The 18,885-nt window shown below is 45.0% G+C and carries 18 protein-coding genes; 8 read left to right on the plus strand and 10 right to left on the minus strand.

All coding sequences use genetic code 11. The annotated features are described in order from the left end of the window. Window positions 1-145 precede the first annotated feature (145 nt). The gene (gmk, locus tag H9W84_RS04370; protein WP_239741896.1) at window positions 146-763 is read left to right on the plus strand and encodes a guanylate kinase; all 618 of its coding nucleotides are present in this window, start codon (window positions 146-148) and stop codon (window positions 761-763) included. 5 nt (window positions 764-768) lie between these two features. Here gmk and H9W84_RS04375 read toward each other — a convergent pair whose 3' ends face one another. Continuing rightward, the gene (locus H9W84_RS04375) at window positions 769-1,716 is read right to left on the minus strand and encodes a LysR family transcriptional regulator (protein WP_239741898.1); all 948 of its coding nucleotides are present in this window, start codon (window positions 1,714-1,716) and stop codon (window positions 769-771) included. Between the two features lie 173 nt (window positions 1,717-1,889). Here H9W84_RS04375 and H9W84_RS04380 point away from each other — a divergent pair, with 173 nt between their 5' ends. The 5 genes from H9W84_RS04380 (at window position 1,890) to H9W84_RS04400 (ending at window position 7,294) form a co-directional block, all read left to right on the plus strand. Then, window positions 1,890-3,128 (plus strand): acyl-CoA dehydrogenase family protein, encoded by a 1,239-nt coding sequence (locus tag H9W84_RS04380; RefSeq protein ID WP_239741899.1) that lies wholly within the window; start codon window positions 1,890-1,892, stop codon window positions 3,126-3,128. 139 nt (window positions 3,129-3,267) lie between these two features. Next, the gene (locus H9W84_RS04385; protein WP_201664381.1) at window positions 3,268-4,335 is read left to right on the plus strand and encodes a phosphotransferase family protein; all 1,068 of its coding nucleotides are present in this window, start codon (window positions 3,268-3,270) and stop codon (window positions 4,333-4,335) included. Window positions 4,336-4,343: 8 nt separating this feature from the next. Further along, window positions 4,344-5,120 (plus strand): histidine phosphatase family protein, encoded by a 777-nt coding sequence (locus H9W84_RS04390; protein ID WP_239741902.1) that lies wholly within the window; start codon window positions 4,344-4,346, stop codon window positions 5,118-5,120. A gap of 100 nt (window positions 5,121-5,220) precedes the next feature. After that, on the plus strand, window positions 5,221-6,024 hold the full coding sequence (locus H9W84_RS04395; RefSeq protein WP_239743654.1) for an SDR family oxidoreductase: 804 nt from the start codon (window positions 5,221-5,223) through the stop codon (window positions 6,022-6,024). A 457-nt stretch (window positions 6,025-6,481) separates the two neighbouring features. Beyond that, window positions 6,482-7,294 carry an SDR family oxidoreductase gene (locus H9W84_RS04400; RefSeq protein WP_239743656.1) on the plus strand — a complete coding sequence of 271 codons (813 nt, stop codon included), beginning with the start codon at window positions 6,482-6,484 and terminating at the stop codon, window positions 7,292-7,294. A gap of 114 nt (window positions 7,295-7,408) precedes the next feature. Here H9W84_RS04400 and msrAB read toward each other — a convergent pair whose 3' ends face one another. Then, on the minus strand, window positions 7,409-9,142 hold the full coding sequence (gene msrAB / locus H9W84_RS04405) for a bifunctional peptide-methionine (S)-S-oxide reductase MsrA/peptide-methionine (R)-S-oxide reductase MsrB (protein ID WP_239741904.1): 1,734 nt from the start codon (window positions 9,140-9,142) through the stop codon (window positions 7,409-7,411). Window positions 9,143-9,468: 326 nt separating this feature from the next. Here msrAB and H9W84_RS04410 point away from each other — a divergent pair, with 326 nt between their 5' ends. After that, entirely contained in the window at window positions 9,469-10,776 is a 1,308-nt protein-coding gene (locus H9W84_RS04410) for a sensor histidine kinase (protein ID WP_239741905.1), read from the plus strand. Window positions 10,777-10,785: 9 nt separating this feature from the next. Then, entirely contained in the window at window positions 10,786-11,346 is a 561-nt protein-coding gene (locus tag H9W84_RS04415) for a response regulator transcription factor (RefSeq protein WP_239741906.1), read from the plus strand. Between the two features lie 226 nt (window positions 11,347-11,572). Here the strand turns inward: H9W84_RS04415 and H9W84_RS04420 are convergent, their stop codons facing one another. The 8 genes from H9W84_RS04420 to H9W84_RS04455 form a co-directional block, all read right to left on the minus strand. Continuing rightward, complete coding sequence (locus H9W84_RS04420) at window positions 11,573-11,785, minus strand: cold-shock protein (RefSeq protein ID WP_050324216.1); 213 nt, start codon at window positions 11,783-11,785, stop codon at window positions 11,573-11,575. A gap of 321 nt (window positions 11,786-12,106) precedes the next feature. After that, window positions 12,107-12,826, minus strand: a complete 720-nt coding sequence (locus tag H9W84_RS04425; RefSeq protein ID WP_239741909.1) for a glycosyltransferase family 2 protein — start codon at window positions 12,824-12,826, stop codon at window positions 12,107-12,109. A 14-nt stretch (window positions 12,827-12,840) separates the two neighbouring features. Further along, window positions 12,841-13,443: a class I SAM-dependent DNA methyltransferase gene (locus H9W84_RS04430; RefSeq protein WP_239741910.1), complete on the minus strand. Its 603-nt coding sequence runs from the start codon at window positions 13,441-13,443 to the stop codon at window positions 12,841-12,843. Next, window positions 13,436-14,257, minus strand: a complete 822-nt coding sequence (locus tag H9W84_RS04435; RefSeq protein ID WP_239741912.1) for a PIG-L deacetylase family protein — start codon at window positions 14,255-14,257, stop codon at window positions 13,436-13,438. The genes H9W84_RS04430 and H9W84_RS04435 overlap by 8 nt, the downstream gene beginning before the upstream one ends. After that, on the minus strand, window positions 14,245-15,342 hold the full coding sequence (locus tag H9W84_RS04440; RefSeq protein WP_239741914.1) for an acyl-CoA dehydrogenase family protein: 1,098 nt from the start codon (window positions 15,340-15,342) through the stop codon (window positions 14,245-14,247). The genes H9W84_RS04435 and H9W84_RS04440 overlap by 13 nt, the downstream gene beginning before the upstream one ends. A gap of 54 nt (window positions 15,343-15,396) precedes the next feature. Further along, window positions 15,397-16,812, minus strand: coding sequence for an alpha,alpha-trehalose-phosphate synthase (UDP-forming) (locus H9W84_RS04445; RefSeq protein WP_239741917.1), 1,416 nt, complete (start codon window positions 16,810-16,812; stop codon window positions 15,397-15,399). Then, window positions 16,800-17,531 carry a trehalose-phosphatase gene (otsB, locus tag H9W84_RS04450; protein ID WP_239741919.1) on the minus strand — a complete coding sequence of 244 codons (732 nt, stop codon included), beginning with the start codon at window positions 17,529-17,531 and terminating at the stop codon, window positions 16,800-16,802. Before otsB ends, H9W84_RS04445 begins: the two co-directional genes overlap by 13 nt. Before the next feature lie 145 nt (window positions 17,532-17,676). Beyond that, complete coding sequence (locus H9W84_RS04455) at window positions 17,677-18,840, minus strand: zinc-dependent alcohol dehydrogenase (protein ID WP_239741921.1); 1,164 nt, start codon at window positions 18,838-18,840, stop codon at window positions 17,677-17,679. Between the last annotated feature and the right edge of the window lie 45 nt (window positions 18,841-18,885).

Here is an 18,885-nt window from a genome sequence, read left to right on the forward strand (position 1 = left end):
CATACACGCAAAATATGTTAAACGTAAAAAATCAGTGAATCGGTATTGAAAGGCTAAATTACGCAGAAATTGTTAGCAAAAATTGCTAAAATAGCCGATTCAAAAATGGCTACTACTCACTTCATCAAACCCCTAAGGAGATGTCATGACCAAAGGCTCATTATTTATCATCACCGCAGCAAGCGGTACTGGCAAAACATCGCTGGTCAAACAGCTGATTGCAACGACCAATGACTTGGCGGTTAGTATCTCGCATTCGACTCGCAAGCCACGCCCTGGTGAGATTGATGGGCAGCATTATCATTTTGTCAGCCGCGAGATATTTGCTGATATGATTAAGCAAGGTGAATTTTTGGAGCAAGCCGAAGTGTTTGAAAACTACTATGGCACCGCCCAGTCCACAGTAGAATTTATGCTGAGCAATGGCTTAGATGTCATCTTAGAAATCGACTGGCAGGGTGCGCTGCAAGTGCAAAAATTGCGTCCCGATGCCACGACCATTTTTATCCTACCGCCGGACCGCCAATCGCTGCGCCAACGGCTTTCCAATCGCGGACAAGACAGTCAAGAGGTGATTGAAAAACGTCTTGCTGGTTCGGTCAATGAAATGTCGCAATACGTGAATTTTGATTATGTGGTGATTAATGACAATTTCGACGTGGCATTAGCGGAGTTAAAATCAATCATCATCGCCAATCGTTTGACACTCGCTAAACAGCAAGAGCGTCACGCTGGCCGTATTGAGCAGCTATTGTCTGAATAGTCTAACTAGTTAAAAGCACTAAAAATCTGCTGTCTTAGCCAGCCATATAGGGGGTCAACCTGTTGTTGTTGGTGCCAATAGCCGTGTAACTCGATATGAGTCAACGCAATCGGCAAATCCAAAATCTGCCAGCCTTGGGCGGGTGGCAAAAATGTGGTGGCTAACTGGCGCGGCAAGGTAAGCAATAGTTTGTCTTGTTTTAGCAATTGAAAAGCAGTGGCATAATGTTGGCAACGGATTTTACTCTGCCGCTGCCAACCTGCTTTGGACAATAAACTATCTTCAATCGACAGACCTAGCCGCCGTGATGACACAGTAATATGTTGACTGGCAAAATACTGGGCTTGGGTGATAGTCGGTTCGTTCGCCAATTCAGCCGCAAAATTTGGCGCATACAGTACCAGCACAAACTCATCTCGCAACAACGGTTGATGCACAATCTCACTATCCACCACCCGCGCCACATCAATGGCAAAATCCAGCTGTCCAACTTTTAGTTCATGCGCAAGCGCTGAGCGATTGAGCCGGCTACTGGTGATTTGGCAATTGGGCAGGACTTGATGAATTTGGCTGACCAATTTGTTAAACACAATCAATTCAATTTCATCGTGCATGGCAATCGTTAACGTGGCAAAGCTCTGCTGCGCCAGCTCGCCAAGTTTGCTGTCGCTCAATAAATGGTTAGTTTGAAATATTTGTTCGAGATTTTCAAAGCTTTGTTTGACTGTGGGATAAAGCCGTTTGGCATACAGAGTGGGGTGCAGCTCACCTTTTTCCCGATAAAAAAGTTCGTCCCCGAGCGCCTGACGAAGACGACCTAACGCATGGCTAATGGCAGATTGGCTCAAATGCAAAGCTTCTGCAGTATGAGTAAGATTTTTAAGCTCAAAAATATAAATAAATAGCCTAAGCAAATTTAAATCAAGCTGCTTTAACGGGTTTTTATGCAACATTTGGATAATACCTTACAAGTAGAGGGCGGTTGTTTGCTCAATAATTTGGCTAAGACATCTCAGTCGTATGAATTTTATTCATAGTATTTTACTAATTAAAATCATTTTATTCATGATAATAAATCCGTTAAGCTGATTCAATAATTGTTTTAGCCGAAAAAGGACAATGCCTAATGGAATTCCAACTTAGCGATAAAGCAAAAGACTACATCGCCCGTACCAAAGCATTTATTCAAACCGAAATCGAACCGATTGAAGCAGAATTTTGGCAAGCGGCGCATAAGCTTAATCCCACAGGCGATTGGACGACTTGGCAATGGCCTGCCAAACTTGAAGAATTAAAAACCAAAGCCCGTGCGCAAAATTTATGGAATATGTTTTTGCCAGACGAGCAACTCGGTCAAGGATTAAGTGTTCAAGAATATGCCCATATTGCTGAGTTGTCTGGCAGAAGTCTTATTGCCCCACATGTGTTTAACTGTAATGCGCCAGATAGTGGCAATATGGAATTGATTTGGCGCTACGGTAACGACGCCCAAAAACAGCAATGGTTAACGCCGTTATTAGCAGGGGAAATTCGCTCTGTGTTTGGCATGACAGAGCCTGCAGTGGCCAGTAGTGATGCCACCAATATGCAAGCCACGGCGATTGTTGAAGGCGATGAAATTGTGCTCAACGGTCGCAAATGGTGGTCTTCAGGTCTAGGTGATCCAAACGCTAAACTCATTATTTTTATGGCACACACCCCAGATGAGAGCAAAGATCGCCACCATCAGCACACCATGGTACTGGTACCTATAGATGCCAAAGGCGTCAAGATTGAACGCATGCTCAAAGTATTTAATGATTATGATGCACCGCATGGACATGGCGAAATGCATTTTGACAACGTGCGTGTGCCGCTTAGCAATGTCATCGGCGGGGCAGGCGAGGGATTTGCGATTGCCCAAGGGCGCTTAGGACCGGGTCGGATTCACCACTGTATGCGCTGTATTGGCGCGGCAGAAAAATCGCTGGAGCTTGCCGTCGATCGGGGGCTAAGCCGTAGTGCATTTGGCAAACCGCTGCTTGATTTAGGTGGCAACCGTGAACGTATCGCTGACGCCCGTGTCAAAATTGACCAAGCGCGTCTGTTAACCCTGTATGCCGCCTATAAAATGGATAAACTTGGCACCAAAGCAGCGTTAACCGAAATCTCAGCGATTAAAGTGGTCGCCCCAACGGTACTACAAGAAGTCGTCGATATGGCGATTCAGCTGCATGGGGGTATGGGTGTAAGCCAAGATACGCTGTTGCCGATGTTTTTTAACCAAGCCCGCAGCCTACGCCTTGCCGATGGACCTGACGAAGTGCATAAAGGCATGATTGCCAAACTGGAAGTGAAAAAACGCCAACAAGCGACGACCAAATAACTAGCAAATAACTAATAGCTAGTTAACAAAAAAGATAGCTAGCTAACAAAAAAGACGTAATGTCAGGTTACGTTGTTTTGCTATTTGACCTCGTTAAAAATACAAGTTAAAAAACAAGATAAAAAACAAGGATGAAATTATGCTTGATACTGCAAACCCAGTACGCAAAGGCGAAGAGATTGACAGCGACGCGGTCACCGAGTATTTAATGAGCCAAGGCATCGCTTTGCAAGGTCAGCCAGAAGTCACCCAGTTTTCAGGGGGCGCATCCAACTGGACATACCGACTAAAATATGCCAACCGTGATTTGATTTTACGCCGGCCGCCCAAAGGTACCAAAGCCAAATCCGCCCATGATATGGTGCGTGAGTACAAAGTGCAAAAAGCACTGCAATCACAATACCCACGAGTCCCCAATATGGTCGCCCTGTGTACCGATGACCGCGTGATTGGTTGTGATTTTTATGTCATGGATCGCATCGAAGGCATTATTCCCCGCGCCAATTTGCCCAAAGCGTTGACGTTAAGCGAACAGCAAGTCAGCGAGCTGTGCCGGCAGGTGGTCGATGCGTTGATAGATTTACATAAGGTCGATTACACCCAAAACCCTGATTTGGTAGCACTTGGCAAAGGCGAAGGCTACTGCGAGCGTCAAGTCATGGGCTGGGATAAGCGCTATGAGCAAGCCCGCACGCCTGATGTGCCTGATTTCGCCGATGTGCGCCAGTGGTTAAAAGCCAATACCCCAACAGATGTCAAAACTAGCGTGATTCATAATGACTGGCGTTTTGACAATGTGATTTTAGACCCAAACAATCCAACCAACATCATTGGTGTGCTCGACTGGGAAATGGCAACGATAGGCGATCCCTTGATGGATTTGGGCTGTGCGTTAGCTTACTGGATTCAAGCCGATGACAATGCGGTGATGAAAGCTACGCGCCGTCAGCCGACCAATCTGCCAGGCATGATGACCCGTGGCGAAGTGGTCGAATATTACCTGCAAAAAACAGGCTTGAAAGTGGATAACTGGCGCTTTTATGAAGTGTTTGGGGCGTTTCGTTTGGCAGCGATTGCACAGCAGATTTATTACCGCTATTATCATGGGCAGACCGACAACCCGGCGTTTAAAGATTTTGGCGTGATAGTCAACGCCTTGCACGACCGCTGTATCGAACTTATCGAAAAAAATAACAATAAATCATAGGGGTTTTCATGAAGCTCATCAGCCTTGTCCGTCATGGGCAAGCGTCATTTGGCGCAGACAATTACGACCAACTGTCCCCAAAAGGTATCGCTCAGACCCAGTGGCTTGGTGATAGTTTTCGCCAGTCCGGTCGGCAAGTGCACGCGCTGATGTCAGGCAGTATGGCGCGGCAAAAGGACAGTCTCAAGCATTTTTTAAGCCATTATTATGTGACCCGTGAAGGCATTGAACTAACCGAAATCACTCACCATGTGCAAAACGCTTTAAAAAATCAGGCAAATCCGAGTGTCACCATGCCATTGTTGCTGGGTGAAGATAGCAGTTTTAATGAGTTTAATCATGAGCAAATTCTTTATAAAGCGGGATTGCCATTTGCGGATAAAGCCAGTTTTATGGCGTATTTGTCCAGTCAAACACACCCTGAAATTAGCTTTACTGATATTTTTACCCAAGCCATGAGCCGTTGGCAAAGCGGTCAGTACGACAGCGATTATGATGAAAGTTGGCAACACTTTTTGCAGCGCACTTGGAACGGTTTTGAGCGTTTGATGGCGCAAACTGGCGAGCATGAACATGCAATGGTATTTACCTCAGGTGGCGTGATTGCCAGTATCATGCAGCAAGTGATGAAACTATCAGATGTCCAAGCTTTTGATTTGAACTGGCATATCGCTAACGCCAGTGTTCACCAATTTCGCGTGAGTGACCAAGGTGTTTTTTTACAGACCTTTAATGAGTTTAGCTATTTGTATCAACAAGGTGAGCAGATGGTGACTTGGCGCTAAAATTTAGCTTAGCAGTTTAACGTTTAAAAAAATTTAACAAATAATTAAGGATGAAATAATGCAAACACTACCGGAATTACTGCAGCAAGTTCAAACCACAATGACACCCCCGAACACTGACTTATCTGGTTTTATAGATAACCAAGTGGGCAAGGGTAAAACCATTTTGATTACTGGCGCAAGCTCGGGGCTGGGGGCAGGCATGGCGACCCATTTTGCTCGCATGGGCTATAACCTGGCAATTTGTGCGCGCCGCACCGACCGCCTAGAGCAACTCAAAGCCAACTTATTAGCGGATAATCCGACGATTAAAGTCAGTGTCAAGGCGCTCGATGTGACTGATTATAATCAGGTTTTTAAAGTGTTTCATGAATTTGCCCAAGAGTTTGGCAGGCTTGATCGTATCATCATCAATGCAGGGGTCGGTGAGGGTCGCCGGATTGGTAAGGGTAATTTTGAGATTAATCGCAAAACTGCCGAAATCAATTTTATCTCAGGTCTTGCCCAGTGTGAAGCGGCGATGGAAATTTTTCGCGCCCAAAATAGCGGTCATTTAGTGGTTATCTCAAGCATGTCGGCGTTCCGTGGTCTGCCAAAACACATGTCCGTGTACGCGGCAAGTAAATCAGCGATTGCACAGCTTGCTGAAGGGATTCGCGCCGATATGCTGCTATCTGAGTTACCGATTAAAGTGTCAACGATATATCCAGGGTATATACGCACTGAGATTAACGAAGGCGCTAAACCGTTACCCTTTGAAGTGAGTGAAGAAATCGGCACCAAAGCATTGGCAATCGCGATTGAAGGCGAGCCTGATGAAGCGTGTGTCCCTGAACAACCGTGGGCACTGATGAGTGATTGGATGAGAAACGCTCCACTGACCTGGGTCAATGGTTTGGCATAACCCAAAAATTTCTAAAACAACCCAAATGAGACTTTGCGCTGATTTGGGTTTTTTATTGTCTTCACATTGGGTGTCTTGATATAGGGCGTCCTAATATAGAGCATCTTAATATAGTACATTGCCAGGCTTTACATTTGCTTTTGGCGACAGATTTGACATCACCGAGTAGAAGGCTGTTATAAAAATAATGAGTTTAGAAGGCTAATCAGTATGAAGGGCTAAAGGGTGTCAGTCATCATTAACCATGCACCTATACTGTACCTATAGTTTTTCATGTGAGGCATTTAACGCCTATAGCGATATTTGCAGTAGGCTAAACAAGGGTCGTAATGATAAAATCAGCGACTCTTTGATGATTTTTTATTTATTGTTACGATAACTGAGTGGTACAGGCAACTAAACGATGAAAAAACTTGAAAACGCGCTACAAAAAATTGATAAATACGGTCAATTTGTGATGAAAAAACTGGTCAATCGCCGCTCATTAGCTGAGCTAAAAGGTATCGGTCAAGGCAAAACCGTATTGATTACCGGTGCTAGTTCAGGGATTGGCGCGATGATGGCACGCCGTTTTGCTTATCTAGGCTATGATTTGGCAATTTGTGCCAGACGAGAAAAGCGATTAAATGCGTTAAAGCAAGACATTGAAAGCAAGTATCCTGTCAAAGTCTCTGTCAAAACTTTGGACGTCACCGATTATAAGCAGATTTTTACGGTATTTGATAGCTTTGTGAGTGACTGCAAAACCCGAGGGAAAACCATTGATAAAATTATCGTCAATGCAGGGGTGGGCGATAGCCGCGTCATTGGTCATGGACGCTTTGAGACCAATCGCCATACCGCGGAAGTCAATTTTATCGCAGCGATTGCCCAGTGTGAGGCGGCGATGAAGATTTTTCGCCAGCAAAACAGCGGTCAGTTGGTGGTCATCTCAAGTATGTCAGCGGTTCGTGGTTTGCCCCGTCATCTTACCACCTATGCCGCTGCCAAAGCGGGACTGGCAAATTTAGCCGAAGGCATTCGCGCTGATATGATGCAGGAAAAACGTCCGATTACCGTCACCACGATTTATCCCGGTTATATCCGTACTGAGCTTAATATCGGTGCCAAATATTTGCCGTTTGAAAGCACAGAAGAAGAGGGCGTCGAAGCAATTGTCGAAGCAATTGAAGCCAAAGTGGATGAAGCCTTTGTCCCGGCATGGCCTTGGCTGCCGATTGGGATTGGTATGAAAATATTGCCGCTCAGGGTGATGACCAAATTTTTATAAGCGCATTTTTAAAAAAATTTAAAGTCTCAGCATAATCAAAAACGCCTTGGCAGCTGATGGCTTGTCAAAGCGTTTTGATATCGATACCAGTCAACGTGCCGCCTAGTTGACTGGCTATTTGACCAATGGCATAAGTGCGCCATAGCCTGCCGCTTGCATGTCTGCCAAAGCGATAAATTGTAGCGCATCGCCATTGATACAGTAGCGTAATCCGCCTTTATCCTTGGGACCATCATCAAACACATGCCCCAAATGTGAGTTGGCGACCCGTGAGCGCACTTCCGTTCGTGTCATGTTAAAACTGCTATCGGTAGAGGTGGTAATGACGTTTGCGCTAATGGGTTTGGTAAAACTCGGCCAACCGCAACCCGAATCATATTTATCCGTGGATAAAAACAACGGCTCGCCACTGACGATATCCACATATAAACCTTTAGCAAACAAATGGTCATATTGATGGCTAAAGGCGCGCTCTGTAGCTGCGTTTTGGGTGACGTCATACTGCGCTTGAGTCAACCGACTTTTTGCATTTTTATCGTAGTTTTGATAGCGGGTAGGATTGAGCGCCTCGGTGACCGTCGTGGCAGGCGCTAAGGCTTTGATAACGGGGATTTTTTGATTAGCAAGGCTAATATCAATATGGCAGTAGCCATTGGGATTTTTGCTCAGATAATCTTGGTGATAATTTTCTGCGTCATAAAAATTCGCCAAGGGTTTATTTTCTACCACAATTTTTTGCGGATATTTTTTTGCCAAATCGGCAAGGGTTTTATCAATGATTGGCTTATCATTGGCATCGGTATAATAAATGCCGGTACGATATTGCGCCCCGCGGTCATTGCCTTGTTTATTGAGACTGGTCGGGTCAATCACCCGCACGTAGTACGCCAAGAGGGTCTCAAGATTGGTTTGATCGATATCATAAATAACTTTGACGGTTTCTGCGTGCCCTGAGCCTGCTATCACCTGCTCATAGCTCGGGTTCGCGCTATTGCCATTGGCATAACCCGATATCGCATCGACCACGCCATCCACGCGCTCCATATAGGCCTCTAGCCCCCAAAAACAGCCACCCGCCAGATAGATAGTATGCGTGCGAATCGGGGTTTTACCATCTGCTTGATAATACACACCGTTATGGTTAATCGGTGCTAAAGCTTTGATGCTAGCGGCTTGCTTGCTAGTTTGGTTATTAGCCTGCTCATCAGCTTGGTCAGACTGGCTAGGCGGATTTTTTGCTTGATTCATGGCTTTGAGTTCTGCAAAGTCGTTGCTAGCATTGTCTGATAAGGCTTGTATTTGTGCTGGGGTAAGATTGCCTTTGACCAGTTTTAATAAATTGCCTTGTTTATCTAAAATCGCAAAACTGGGATAGACTTGCACGCCAAATTGTTTAATCAGCTTGCCATAGTTATCCATAAGCACCGGTAGGTTAGCATAGTCTTTAGTAAGCACTGTGTACCAAGTTTGAAAATCTTGCGGGGATTTTTCACTCAAATGACCTGGACTGACCACGCTGACGACATTCATATTGGGATACTGCCGTGCCCATGCGTCGCTTTCTTGGAGCGTTGCCAAACACAGCGGGCACCAGCTTGCCCAAAATTTCACCACAGTTGGCTTGTTGGGATCGATCACATGACGACCCATTTTACCTAATTTTGGGTTAATTTGGCTCAAACCTTGTAAGGTCGCTAACGTATCAGTCGGCAATAAATCCGCTTTGCTAGTAGCACGCGCAGAGCCAGCGTTTTCTTTGGCATTCATTTTTTGACAGCCAAGCAACAGCAGGCTGCTGATTAATAGGGTAACGGTTAAATTCTTAGCACTTTGAGGAAAATTGACCATGGTACATTTCTCATCTATTTATAAAGCGTCAAAGATAGCTGTGAGTTGGCACTCAAATAAATTTTTGATTACAAACATAAAGTGAGCCTTTATCTGATTGTAACTGAATCAGCAAATAAGCACACTTTAAAGTTTTAAAAATTAACATTAAAAAAATTATGCCATCATCCATAGGGTTTAAGGAGAAAACTTTTGGTGCATTTGTAGTTATCCTAGTATTGACTAGCCATTGATTTACTTTTGACACGTTAATTCGCTCAAAGTTCGCTCAAAGTGCGGCTGCTTCATGCTAAAATCTTGTTTTATGGTTCGTCAAAAGTTTGCCCATGCATCAAGCCATCAAGAACGTCGCAAAAGCCCCCATGATTGCTCGCTATACCTGGTTAGCTATTATGGTCGCCGCCATGATTTGTGCCGACCAATGGGGCGTTGCCAAACAGCAAATCAATCATCTGCTCACGATTACCATTATTTATGGGATAAGCGTTGAACTGACTAAACGCTTAATGGTTATTCGACAATTTAATCCCCAACACTCTTGGGTCACAATGGCGGGGTTTATCGGGGATTTACTGGCGTGGTCAGCCTTTATTTATTATTCGGGTGGGGCGGCCAATCCGTTGATTACCTTGTTTTTGACGGTGATTGCCGTGGCGTCTATGGTGATGAGCACCGTGCACATCATCGGCTTGTCAATGCTGTCAGTTGGGCTATATACGCTGTTATGGTATTGTTATGTGCCGCTGACCCTTAACCACCATGATCATGCGGTGGGTCAAAAACTCCATTTACTGGGTATGTTTGGGGTTTTTATTTTTGCGGCAATCATGTTAACCGCCTTAACGGTTTATTTTAAACAGGCGATGAGCCGCAGTTATCAGGCGCTTGAGCAAGCGCAGCAAGCCATTCACCAACAACGTCGGTTGCTTGCCATCAGTAGTCTTGCGGCCAATATCGCCCATGAGATGAGCACGCCGATTGCGTCGATGCAATTACTGAGCGATGATATTGCCCAGCAATTAGAGGAAGACGACGAACTGTTGGATGACATTAAACTGTTACAGTCACAAATCGACGTCTGCCGCCAATCGCTGCACAAGCTCAAATCCCATATCCAATCCAATGCGCTCCCGCCAGCGCAATCAGAGCCATTGGCATGGGTAACGTCATCAAATTTACCAACGCTACTCCCCAAAGTCGTCAATGATTGGCAATTTATCAACCCCCATGTTAAAGTATTGCTTAATGTACCACCACAACCGATAGTTGTGCCCTTGAGTGAAGAACAGCTGTATTCTATTGTGATGAATACGCTCAATAATGCCATGCAGGCACAAGCCACAAGGCTTGGTATTAGCGTACAGCTTGCTCAAAACGTGATGATTATAATTGAAGACAACGGGCAGGGTATCGACAGTAGCATGGTACAGCATATTCAACACCAAACTGCTATCGAATCTGATCATGGCTTAGGGCTTGGCTTGACGATTGCCAAAACAGTTATAGAATATGTTGGCGGACACCTTGAGCTGACCAATAAGCAAAATTCACCCCTGCAAAAAAGGTTAAATGATTCAGGTACGTGCGTGAAGATAACGTTACCAGTGATCCATACGCCCGCCAGTTTGTTGTAGGAGACTAGATTGCAACACCCACCCCTGTTAGCAGAGACATGGCTTATCATTGATGACGATGAGGTGTTTTGCCGTATCTTAAAAAAGTCGTTGGAAAAACAGGGCAATCAGGTATTGACTGCCAGCAATGCCGATAGCGCGCTACAACTGGCAAAGGAGCAGTTACCCAAGTTTATTATATTGGATCTCAATATCGGTGATGACAACGGCATTCATCTGATTGAGCCATTACTCGCTATTACCCCCACCGCCAAAATTTTAATGCTTACTGGCTATGCCAGCATTGCGACCGCCGTCAGTGCGGTCAAATTGGGCGCGTATCATTATTTGCCTAAGCCGTGTAGTCTGGATGAAATCTATAAAGTATTGGACATCGTAGTAGCCCCTACAAAGTCAATCGGTAGTGCCACAGATGAACGTTTGTCACTTGAACATCACGAATGGGAATACATCCACCAAGTATTAGATGAATGCCAAGGCAATATCAGTGAAGCCGCGAGGGTACTAAAAATGCACCGGCGCACACTACAGCGCAAACTACAAAAAAAACGTAAAGTGGATGCACAATAACCTTTTTTAACCGCACACAGCAGCCCACAAATTATCGGCCGAGTCAGCCAAAGAGTTGGGTGAGCACAAAACACAAAAAAAGCGCTTATAATAAATAAGCGCTTTTTTGATATCTATTTTCTGATATCTATGCAAATGGCTAATCAATCAATGCAGCGTTATTCACGCCACGCGTTATCAGACCATTTACGATAGTAGGCTTAGCTAACCTTAAGCTTAGTTAATCTTAGATAGCAACGATATTGCTAGCTTGGTCGCCTTTTTGACCTTGGGTCACAACGAAAGATACGCGTTGACCTTCCGCTAAGGTTTTGAAACCTGAGCTTGCGATTTGGCTATAATGTGCGAAAACGTCTTTGCCGCCATTGTCTTGTTCGATAAAGCCAAAGCCTTTTGATTCGTTAAACCATTTTACGGTGCCGTTTACAGTATTTGACATAAGATTGTCCTTGATTAGATAGATTTTAAAAGTGGTCATCTGACCCTAAAGCTGGAACTAAGCCACAACACGATTCTATTCAGTATGAAAGAATTGCGGCAGTTTTGATACACGATTGACTTAAAATCTAGGACACAAGCGTAATGGAAACGAACTTAGAATAGACTTAATGTAATGCGATTGAAACTTCTGACTGCTTTCTAGCTGTTGTCCAGTATATAGTAATACCGGCAGATAGCAAGGAATATCACAATAGTTTTGTAAGTGAACTGTGTTAAACCCAACTTTTTACCTTTATTTCATTCAAAAGCTGATTCTCATTTAAGCCGAAGGCTGATTTTCTAAGTCCCTTAAAAAATGGGCAAACCCTTCGTCAGCACGGGCATTAAGGCGACTGCTAGTCACCACACGTACCAAATTACTCCAAATAATGGGTAAATTGGCTTGCTCAAATTTTTTCACCAAACCCACATCTTCATGGCAAGTTAATTCATCAAAACCACCCACCGCCAAATAATCTTGACTGGCAAAGCTCAAATTTGCCCCATGAATATGGCGATGATTCATACAATCTTGATAATGGGCGAGATATTGCTGTTTGGTACTCTCTGACAATGCATCCCAACAATCGATGCTCACTACGCCACATATCATAGCTGTGGGCATAGTTGTGGATTCGGCTCTTAGATGTTTGATTTGTGCCATTAACCAATCAGCTTCAACCATACTATCGGCATCGGTGCAAGCAATCCACTCAGCCCCCTGTTCAATCAAGTAGCGCACGCCCAAATCCCTGACTTTACCCACACAGCGAAACTCACAGCACAGCCAGTCTACGTGGGCGTTTTGTACTTTTGATAAGGTATCATCATCACAGCTATCTAGCACGACCACCGTTTGTACCGCTATGTCGCTTGATAGCTGAGCAATCGCCTGTTTTATCGCATCCAAACACGCGCTGATGCTATCGGCTTCATTATGGGCAGGGATGACTATGCCGATTTTCTTGGGTCGCCGCTGTGTGACTGGAGTATTTGCCATGATGTTTTTCTCAGTTATTCCACGAGATTTTCTTGCTCGGCAAGGCTTTGGGGATTAGCTTGCCAAATGGTCAACAAAAAATCTTGGTCAATTACATGGCTTTGCTGACGGTAGTGCAGCTGTTGTTGCAAATTGTCGTGGACTCTTTCGCCTGTCAGTTGAAACCCGTCAATCGGATAGCGCCAATGACAGGCTAAAATCACGCCATTGTCTGTCAATGCAGTGTTGAGCCAAGCGATGACTTCGGTTAGTGCGTCAGGCGCCAAGTAATATAAAATCTCACTGACTACAATCAAATCAAATCGCTCACTCGGCAAATCCTGCGGTATCAAGCCTTGCACAACTTGCACATGCGCCTGGTTTTGCAGACGCTCACTGGCAAGTTTGACTGCCTCAACCTGCCCATCCACACACCGCAAATCATCGCAGCGCTGGGCTAACTGCTCACTAAATACCCCATTGCTACAGCCTAGTTCAATCGCCTTGGCAAAATGTGGGTAGGGTAATAATGACAAGCAAATCGCGCGTTTTCGTACTTCATACCAGCGTTTTTCATATTGCCAAGGGTCGCTACTATCGGCATAAATTTGGGCAAAATACGCTGACACATCAGTCATGAAGATATACCTCAAACGGTTGGCTAAGCCTAGTTAACGTGGTATCTGACAAAATAGGCGCTGTTCCCGTTGTTGGGTCAGCATAGATTTGACTGCTAAAACAGCGCATGGCATAACTTTTTCGCTGCGTCTGCAATTCGCTTAAATCAAATCGCCATACCTTGTGCCAGGGAATACGGCTATCGCCAGGTTTTGCCCAATGCCATGCCCAAATCAGCACTTGATAGCAGGTTAAATTTAAGCGACTTTTAAACTCATGGGCAAAACGCTGTACCACTTGCCCTGTACCTTCGTGGTCGGGATGACCATCGTACGCAAATGGGGTGATTAAAATATCATCGGGCTGAATCAGCGATGTTAACTTATCAAAAAAATCTGCTTGCTGCCCAAAAACTTCGCCATCAGGAAAATTTAAGCTCGTCATCGACACATTGGGCAAATCCAAACTGCTACCCAACGTTTCAAGCGCAAGCTGGCTTTCAAGTGCTCGGATTTTTGCCAGTTTGTCGGTCGGATACAGCGGTGAGTTAGGGTGGCTTTTCTCGCCGTGGGTGACACTAACAATCAATATTTGATTACCTTGAGCCACCAACGCTTGCAGCAGCCCACCACAGCCCAAAATCTCATCATCTGGGTGCGGCGCAAAAATACACACACGCCGATGTTTGGGAAAATGGGTCGATATATCGAGTCTGGTGAGACTGTCTAACCCTTGCCACGCTTGCCAGTCTTGTGCAGATGTGCCGTCGCCAGCAATTAAACGGTCACCCACAATCGGATGCAGTGGGGCGGGCTTAGAATCTACAGTTGCCATAATGCCCCTTGTGAATCGCCTAGCTGTTCGGCAGTCAATTTGCCAATCGCTTCACTGTCAAATGCGCCATGGGTTTGACGGATAAATACCGATAAATCTGCCGCTAGCCGTGCAAAATGGGCGTTTTTGCAATAAGGCGTTGCGCCCAAGGCTTTACCAACTTTTTCAAGCACTAGCATGGCGGTAGTCTCCACTTGCGCTCTTAAGATACGGATGGCGAGTGCATGACTTTGGCTAGGCTCACTATCGATTAATTGCGCAACTTGATGAAAGTACGCTTGGGTGACACTGAGTGCTTGCGACACTTCGCCAAGATAAAGTGCTTTAAAGGCTTGGGGTTTTTGCTGATAACTGTCCAATAAAAACTGTGCCAACTGCGCTGCCGCGCCATACCAACAAGCCGCTACCCCTGCCGCACCCTGCCAAAATCCTGGGCGGTCGAGATAAGGGCTGCTACCTTTGGCAATCGCATTTGATATGACTTGGGTGGCGTTAGCGCCTTTTAGATGGAGGGTGGCTGTCGCCGTGTAGGGCATACCTACCGCATACCAACCGCTGTCATCAATGGTCACTTGCGGTTGGTTCATGGCTAACATCAGCAATTGGGCGTTATTTTGGGCATCTCGGAAACTAACCAAGCCATGATCGACAAAGGTTGCACCCGAACACCACAGTTTTTGTCCCGTGCATGTTTCGCCATCAAAACGCAGTGGGTCATTACCACCTTCTGCTGCCCATACGGCCCATAGGCCTTCAGCGATATCGTCCACGCCCAATTCTGCCAAAATCGCCAACGCATCAAGATGCGACTCAAAAAATTTGACCAAGTTCAAATCACAAGCGGCAACCTGTGCCAATACTTGCCAGCGCTGTAAAGTATTACCGTTTGCGGGCAAGGCAATTTGAGCGGACAAAAGCACCAACTGCGACAAAGTTTGCTTTAATTGTGTGACATAAGCGGCATCACTTAGTTTAGGTGATGTATCAACCGTTCTGCGAAAGTCTTGCAAAATAGTGGTGATTAATTTACTCAAGTCCGATTGGTGATAGTCGGTAGGTAAAGCATGATCCAACACTGGTGTCATTGTGAGTTTCTCATTGGCTGTTTTGTTGTCTATTTTATTATCTGCTTTATTGACTTATTTGGTTTTGTCCATGTGGGTCAAATCTGCCAAAAAATGCGCTCGCCACGTGTCAATATCGGTCTCATAAATGCCCTGTAGTAGCGATTGGTGACGTTGTTCCCGTTGTTGTTTGGTCATGGTCAATGCTTGGTGTAAGCCCTCTATCATGCTGTCGTTGTTCGTAGGGTCTACCAAGATAGCTTGCTGAAGTTGGTGCGCTGCCCCCGCATTTTTAGACAAAATCAAAATCCCTGCGTTTTGTTCATCCTGTGCAGCAATATATTCTTTTGCCACCAAATTCATGCCGTCTTTTAGCGAGTTAACCCAACAAATTTGGCATTGCCTAAATAACGGCATTAAATTGTCATGACTAACAGGGTCTTCTTGATAGATAATCGGTTGCCAACTGGCAGTAGCAAATTGGCTATTAATTTGCTCAACTAGGGTGTGTACTTGTTGTCGTAACTGTTGATAAGTCTGAATATCAAGACGGGACGGGCAAGCAATTTGATAGAGCTGAATCTGTTCAAGATATTGCGGATAACGCTGCAAAAAGGCGGCAAAAGCTTGTAAGCGTTCGGGAATACCTTTGGTGTAATCCAATCGTTCCGCCGCTAAAATCGTGGTGATGGTTGAAGTGAGATTTTTTAACACAGCTTGGTCGGACAGCGGTTGACTGGCAAGCTTATGAATATAGACAGGATTGATACCAATCGGATAGGCTTTTATTAAGGTGGTATGATTGCCATGGCGAATCAGCGTACGCCCATTTGTTTGCGTAATTTGGATGGCGTGGGGGAGTAGCTGCTCAACCACCGCGACACAATTTTGAGCGTCTTGTTGGGTTTGTAATCCAACCACATCATAATCGAGTAATTGCTGGATTAACGTTTGACCATAAGTCAAAAAATCCCACACCCATAACTGGGGAAATGGAATATGCAAAAAAAAGCCAATGCGCTGTTTCATGCCTAAGTCACGGCAATGCCTTGCTACCGCAAAAAAATGATAATCTTGTATCCAAATCATATCGTCAGGCTGCGCGATTTGCTGTAGTTGTTTGGCAAACATACGATTGACAGCTTGATAAACGCTAAAATCTTCACTACTTGATACAATTAAATCCGTGCGGTCATGCATCCCCGCCCAAAGTCGATTATTGGCGTAACCACAATAATACTTTTCATATTGCATGGGTGAAAAAGCCGTCGTGACATAGGTGACTTTATCATGCTGCTCAGTCGCAAATTGATTGACAGTATCGGGCATATCGCTGATATTTGTCACTACTTGACCGTTCCAACCGACCCAAATACCGCCATCTTTGGCAAGGGCTTCTTGAAGCGCTACTGCCAACCCGCCTGCCACGGCTTTAGGTGACTGTTTATTAGGTAAATTAACCCGATTCGATAACACAATCAACTTTGACATAGGGTCAATAATCCTTGAAGTAATGCGGTAACCGCTGAGACGTCGCTCACATAATAATGGGCATGGGTAGGTTCATAACCGACTTTGACACCAATTCCTTTAATATCACTACCTTTCTTATTTGATGTATCACCATAACTTTGTACAGCAATAAATCCTGCTTCATCGGTCACATCATCACCGATAAATATCGGACGGCAATGAGGGTGATAGTGGTTTAAAACATGGTTAATGGCACTGCCTTTATCGACACCTTGCGGCAATAGCTCATACACACATTTGCCTGCTTTAAGTTGCCAATCATTAAAATCATGCCCAATACCTTGCATGATAGTTAAAGCGTTATCGGCAAGTTCGGGATGCTCACGAAAATGCAGTGCCACACCAAAAGGTTTTTGCTCAATGCGCCAGTGTGGATGATTACCAGTGGCGTTAATGACGCTTTGATTAAGTTGTTGTAGCTGCGCTAAATCGATGTCCACCAAAGAATAGCTATCGATTAGCGTATCGCATTGCAAACCATGACTACCAATCACCGGCAGTTTTAACGGCGCTGTCAAACGTCTAGCGTCGGCAACTGAACGCCCCGTTACTAGCCAAATGGGTATATGATTTTGTAACTGCGCTAAAATTGCTAAATTATCATTGCTGATAAAACTTTGCTGGGGATCGGGGTGAAATTCACTCAGTGTCCCATCAATATCTAATAGTAGTAACAAACCAGAAACCCCTTGCACAACTTTGGCTAAATTATTAGCTAAAAGTTGTGAGGGGCTAGTGACTGAATGATTAATCAGGGTATGAAGGTGACTCACACTCATCTTATATTTTTATCATTCCAAATCTATCCATGACGAGGTAAAATTACGGCGTCAAAATCACTTTTCGACACTCTTCTTCACGTTTTTCAAAGATTTCATAACCTTTTGCCGCATCCGATAGATTCATACGATGGGTAATAATCGCTTCAGGCGATAAATCCCCATTTTCAATATGCTCAAGCAGTTGTGGCAAGTATTTATGTACATGAGTTTGACCCATTTTAAAGGTTAACCCTTTGTCAAACGCATCACCCATCAAGAAACCATGAATCGGACCTGCGTACACCCCAGGAATACTGACTGTACCACCACGGCGTACCGCTGCCATACACTGACGTAATGCCGCGCCACTTGAGCCTTCAAGCTTGAGCGTGGTTAATACGGTTTCAACTATGCTACCTTTTGCTTCGAAACCAACGGCATCAATCACCGCATCGACACCACGATGCCCCGCAGTTTGCTCAATAATGGCTTCTGCGGCATCAACTTTATCAAAATTGACAGGAATCGCGCCATACGTATCTTGTGCGTATTGCAGGCGATAGTCATTGTGGTCAACGATAAATATTTGTGCAGCACCTAACATTTTGGCACAGGCGGCTGATAGCAAACCCACAGGTCCTGCACCATAGATAGCCAAAGTCGAACCTTTGGTGACATTGGCATTCGTCACCGCTTGCCATGCAGTCGGCAAAATATCCGATAAGAACAAAACTTTCTCATCAGGCAATGAACCTGGGACTTTAAAAGGACCAAAATTGGCTTTTGGCACACGCACATATTCTGCTTGTCCACCGGGCACACCGCCATATAAATGACTAAAACCGAACAATGCCGAAGGTGGCGGAATTAGCTTTTTGTTCATCGCCGCGCCAGGACCTTCATTGGTGGTCTCACAGGCTGCCATCAAATCATTTTGACAAAAAAAGCAGCTACCACAGGCAATTACAAAGGGTATCACCACGCGATCGCCTTTTTTTACCGCCGTGACGTCAGCGCCCACTTCTTCGACAACCCCCATAAATTCATGACCAAAAATATCGCCTTCTTCGGTCGCAGGGATTTTGCCACGGTATAAATGTAAATCCGAGCCACAAATGGCGGTAGCAGTAACTTTTAAGATAATATCATCTTTGGCTTGTAACTGTGGGTCGGGAACATTGTCGACTCGAACATCTTTGGCACCGTGATAGGTTAATGCGCGCATGGGTATGACTCCTAGTTATTGTTTTGCTGTTGTTGTTTTTTGACT

Origin of the sequence: Moraxella tetraodonis (assembly GCF_022359095.1) — a bacterium.
Taxonomy (GTDB): Bacteria; Pseudomonadota; Gammaproteobacteria; order Pseudomonadales; family Moraxellaceae; genus Faucicola; species Faucicola tetraodonis.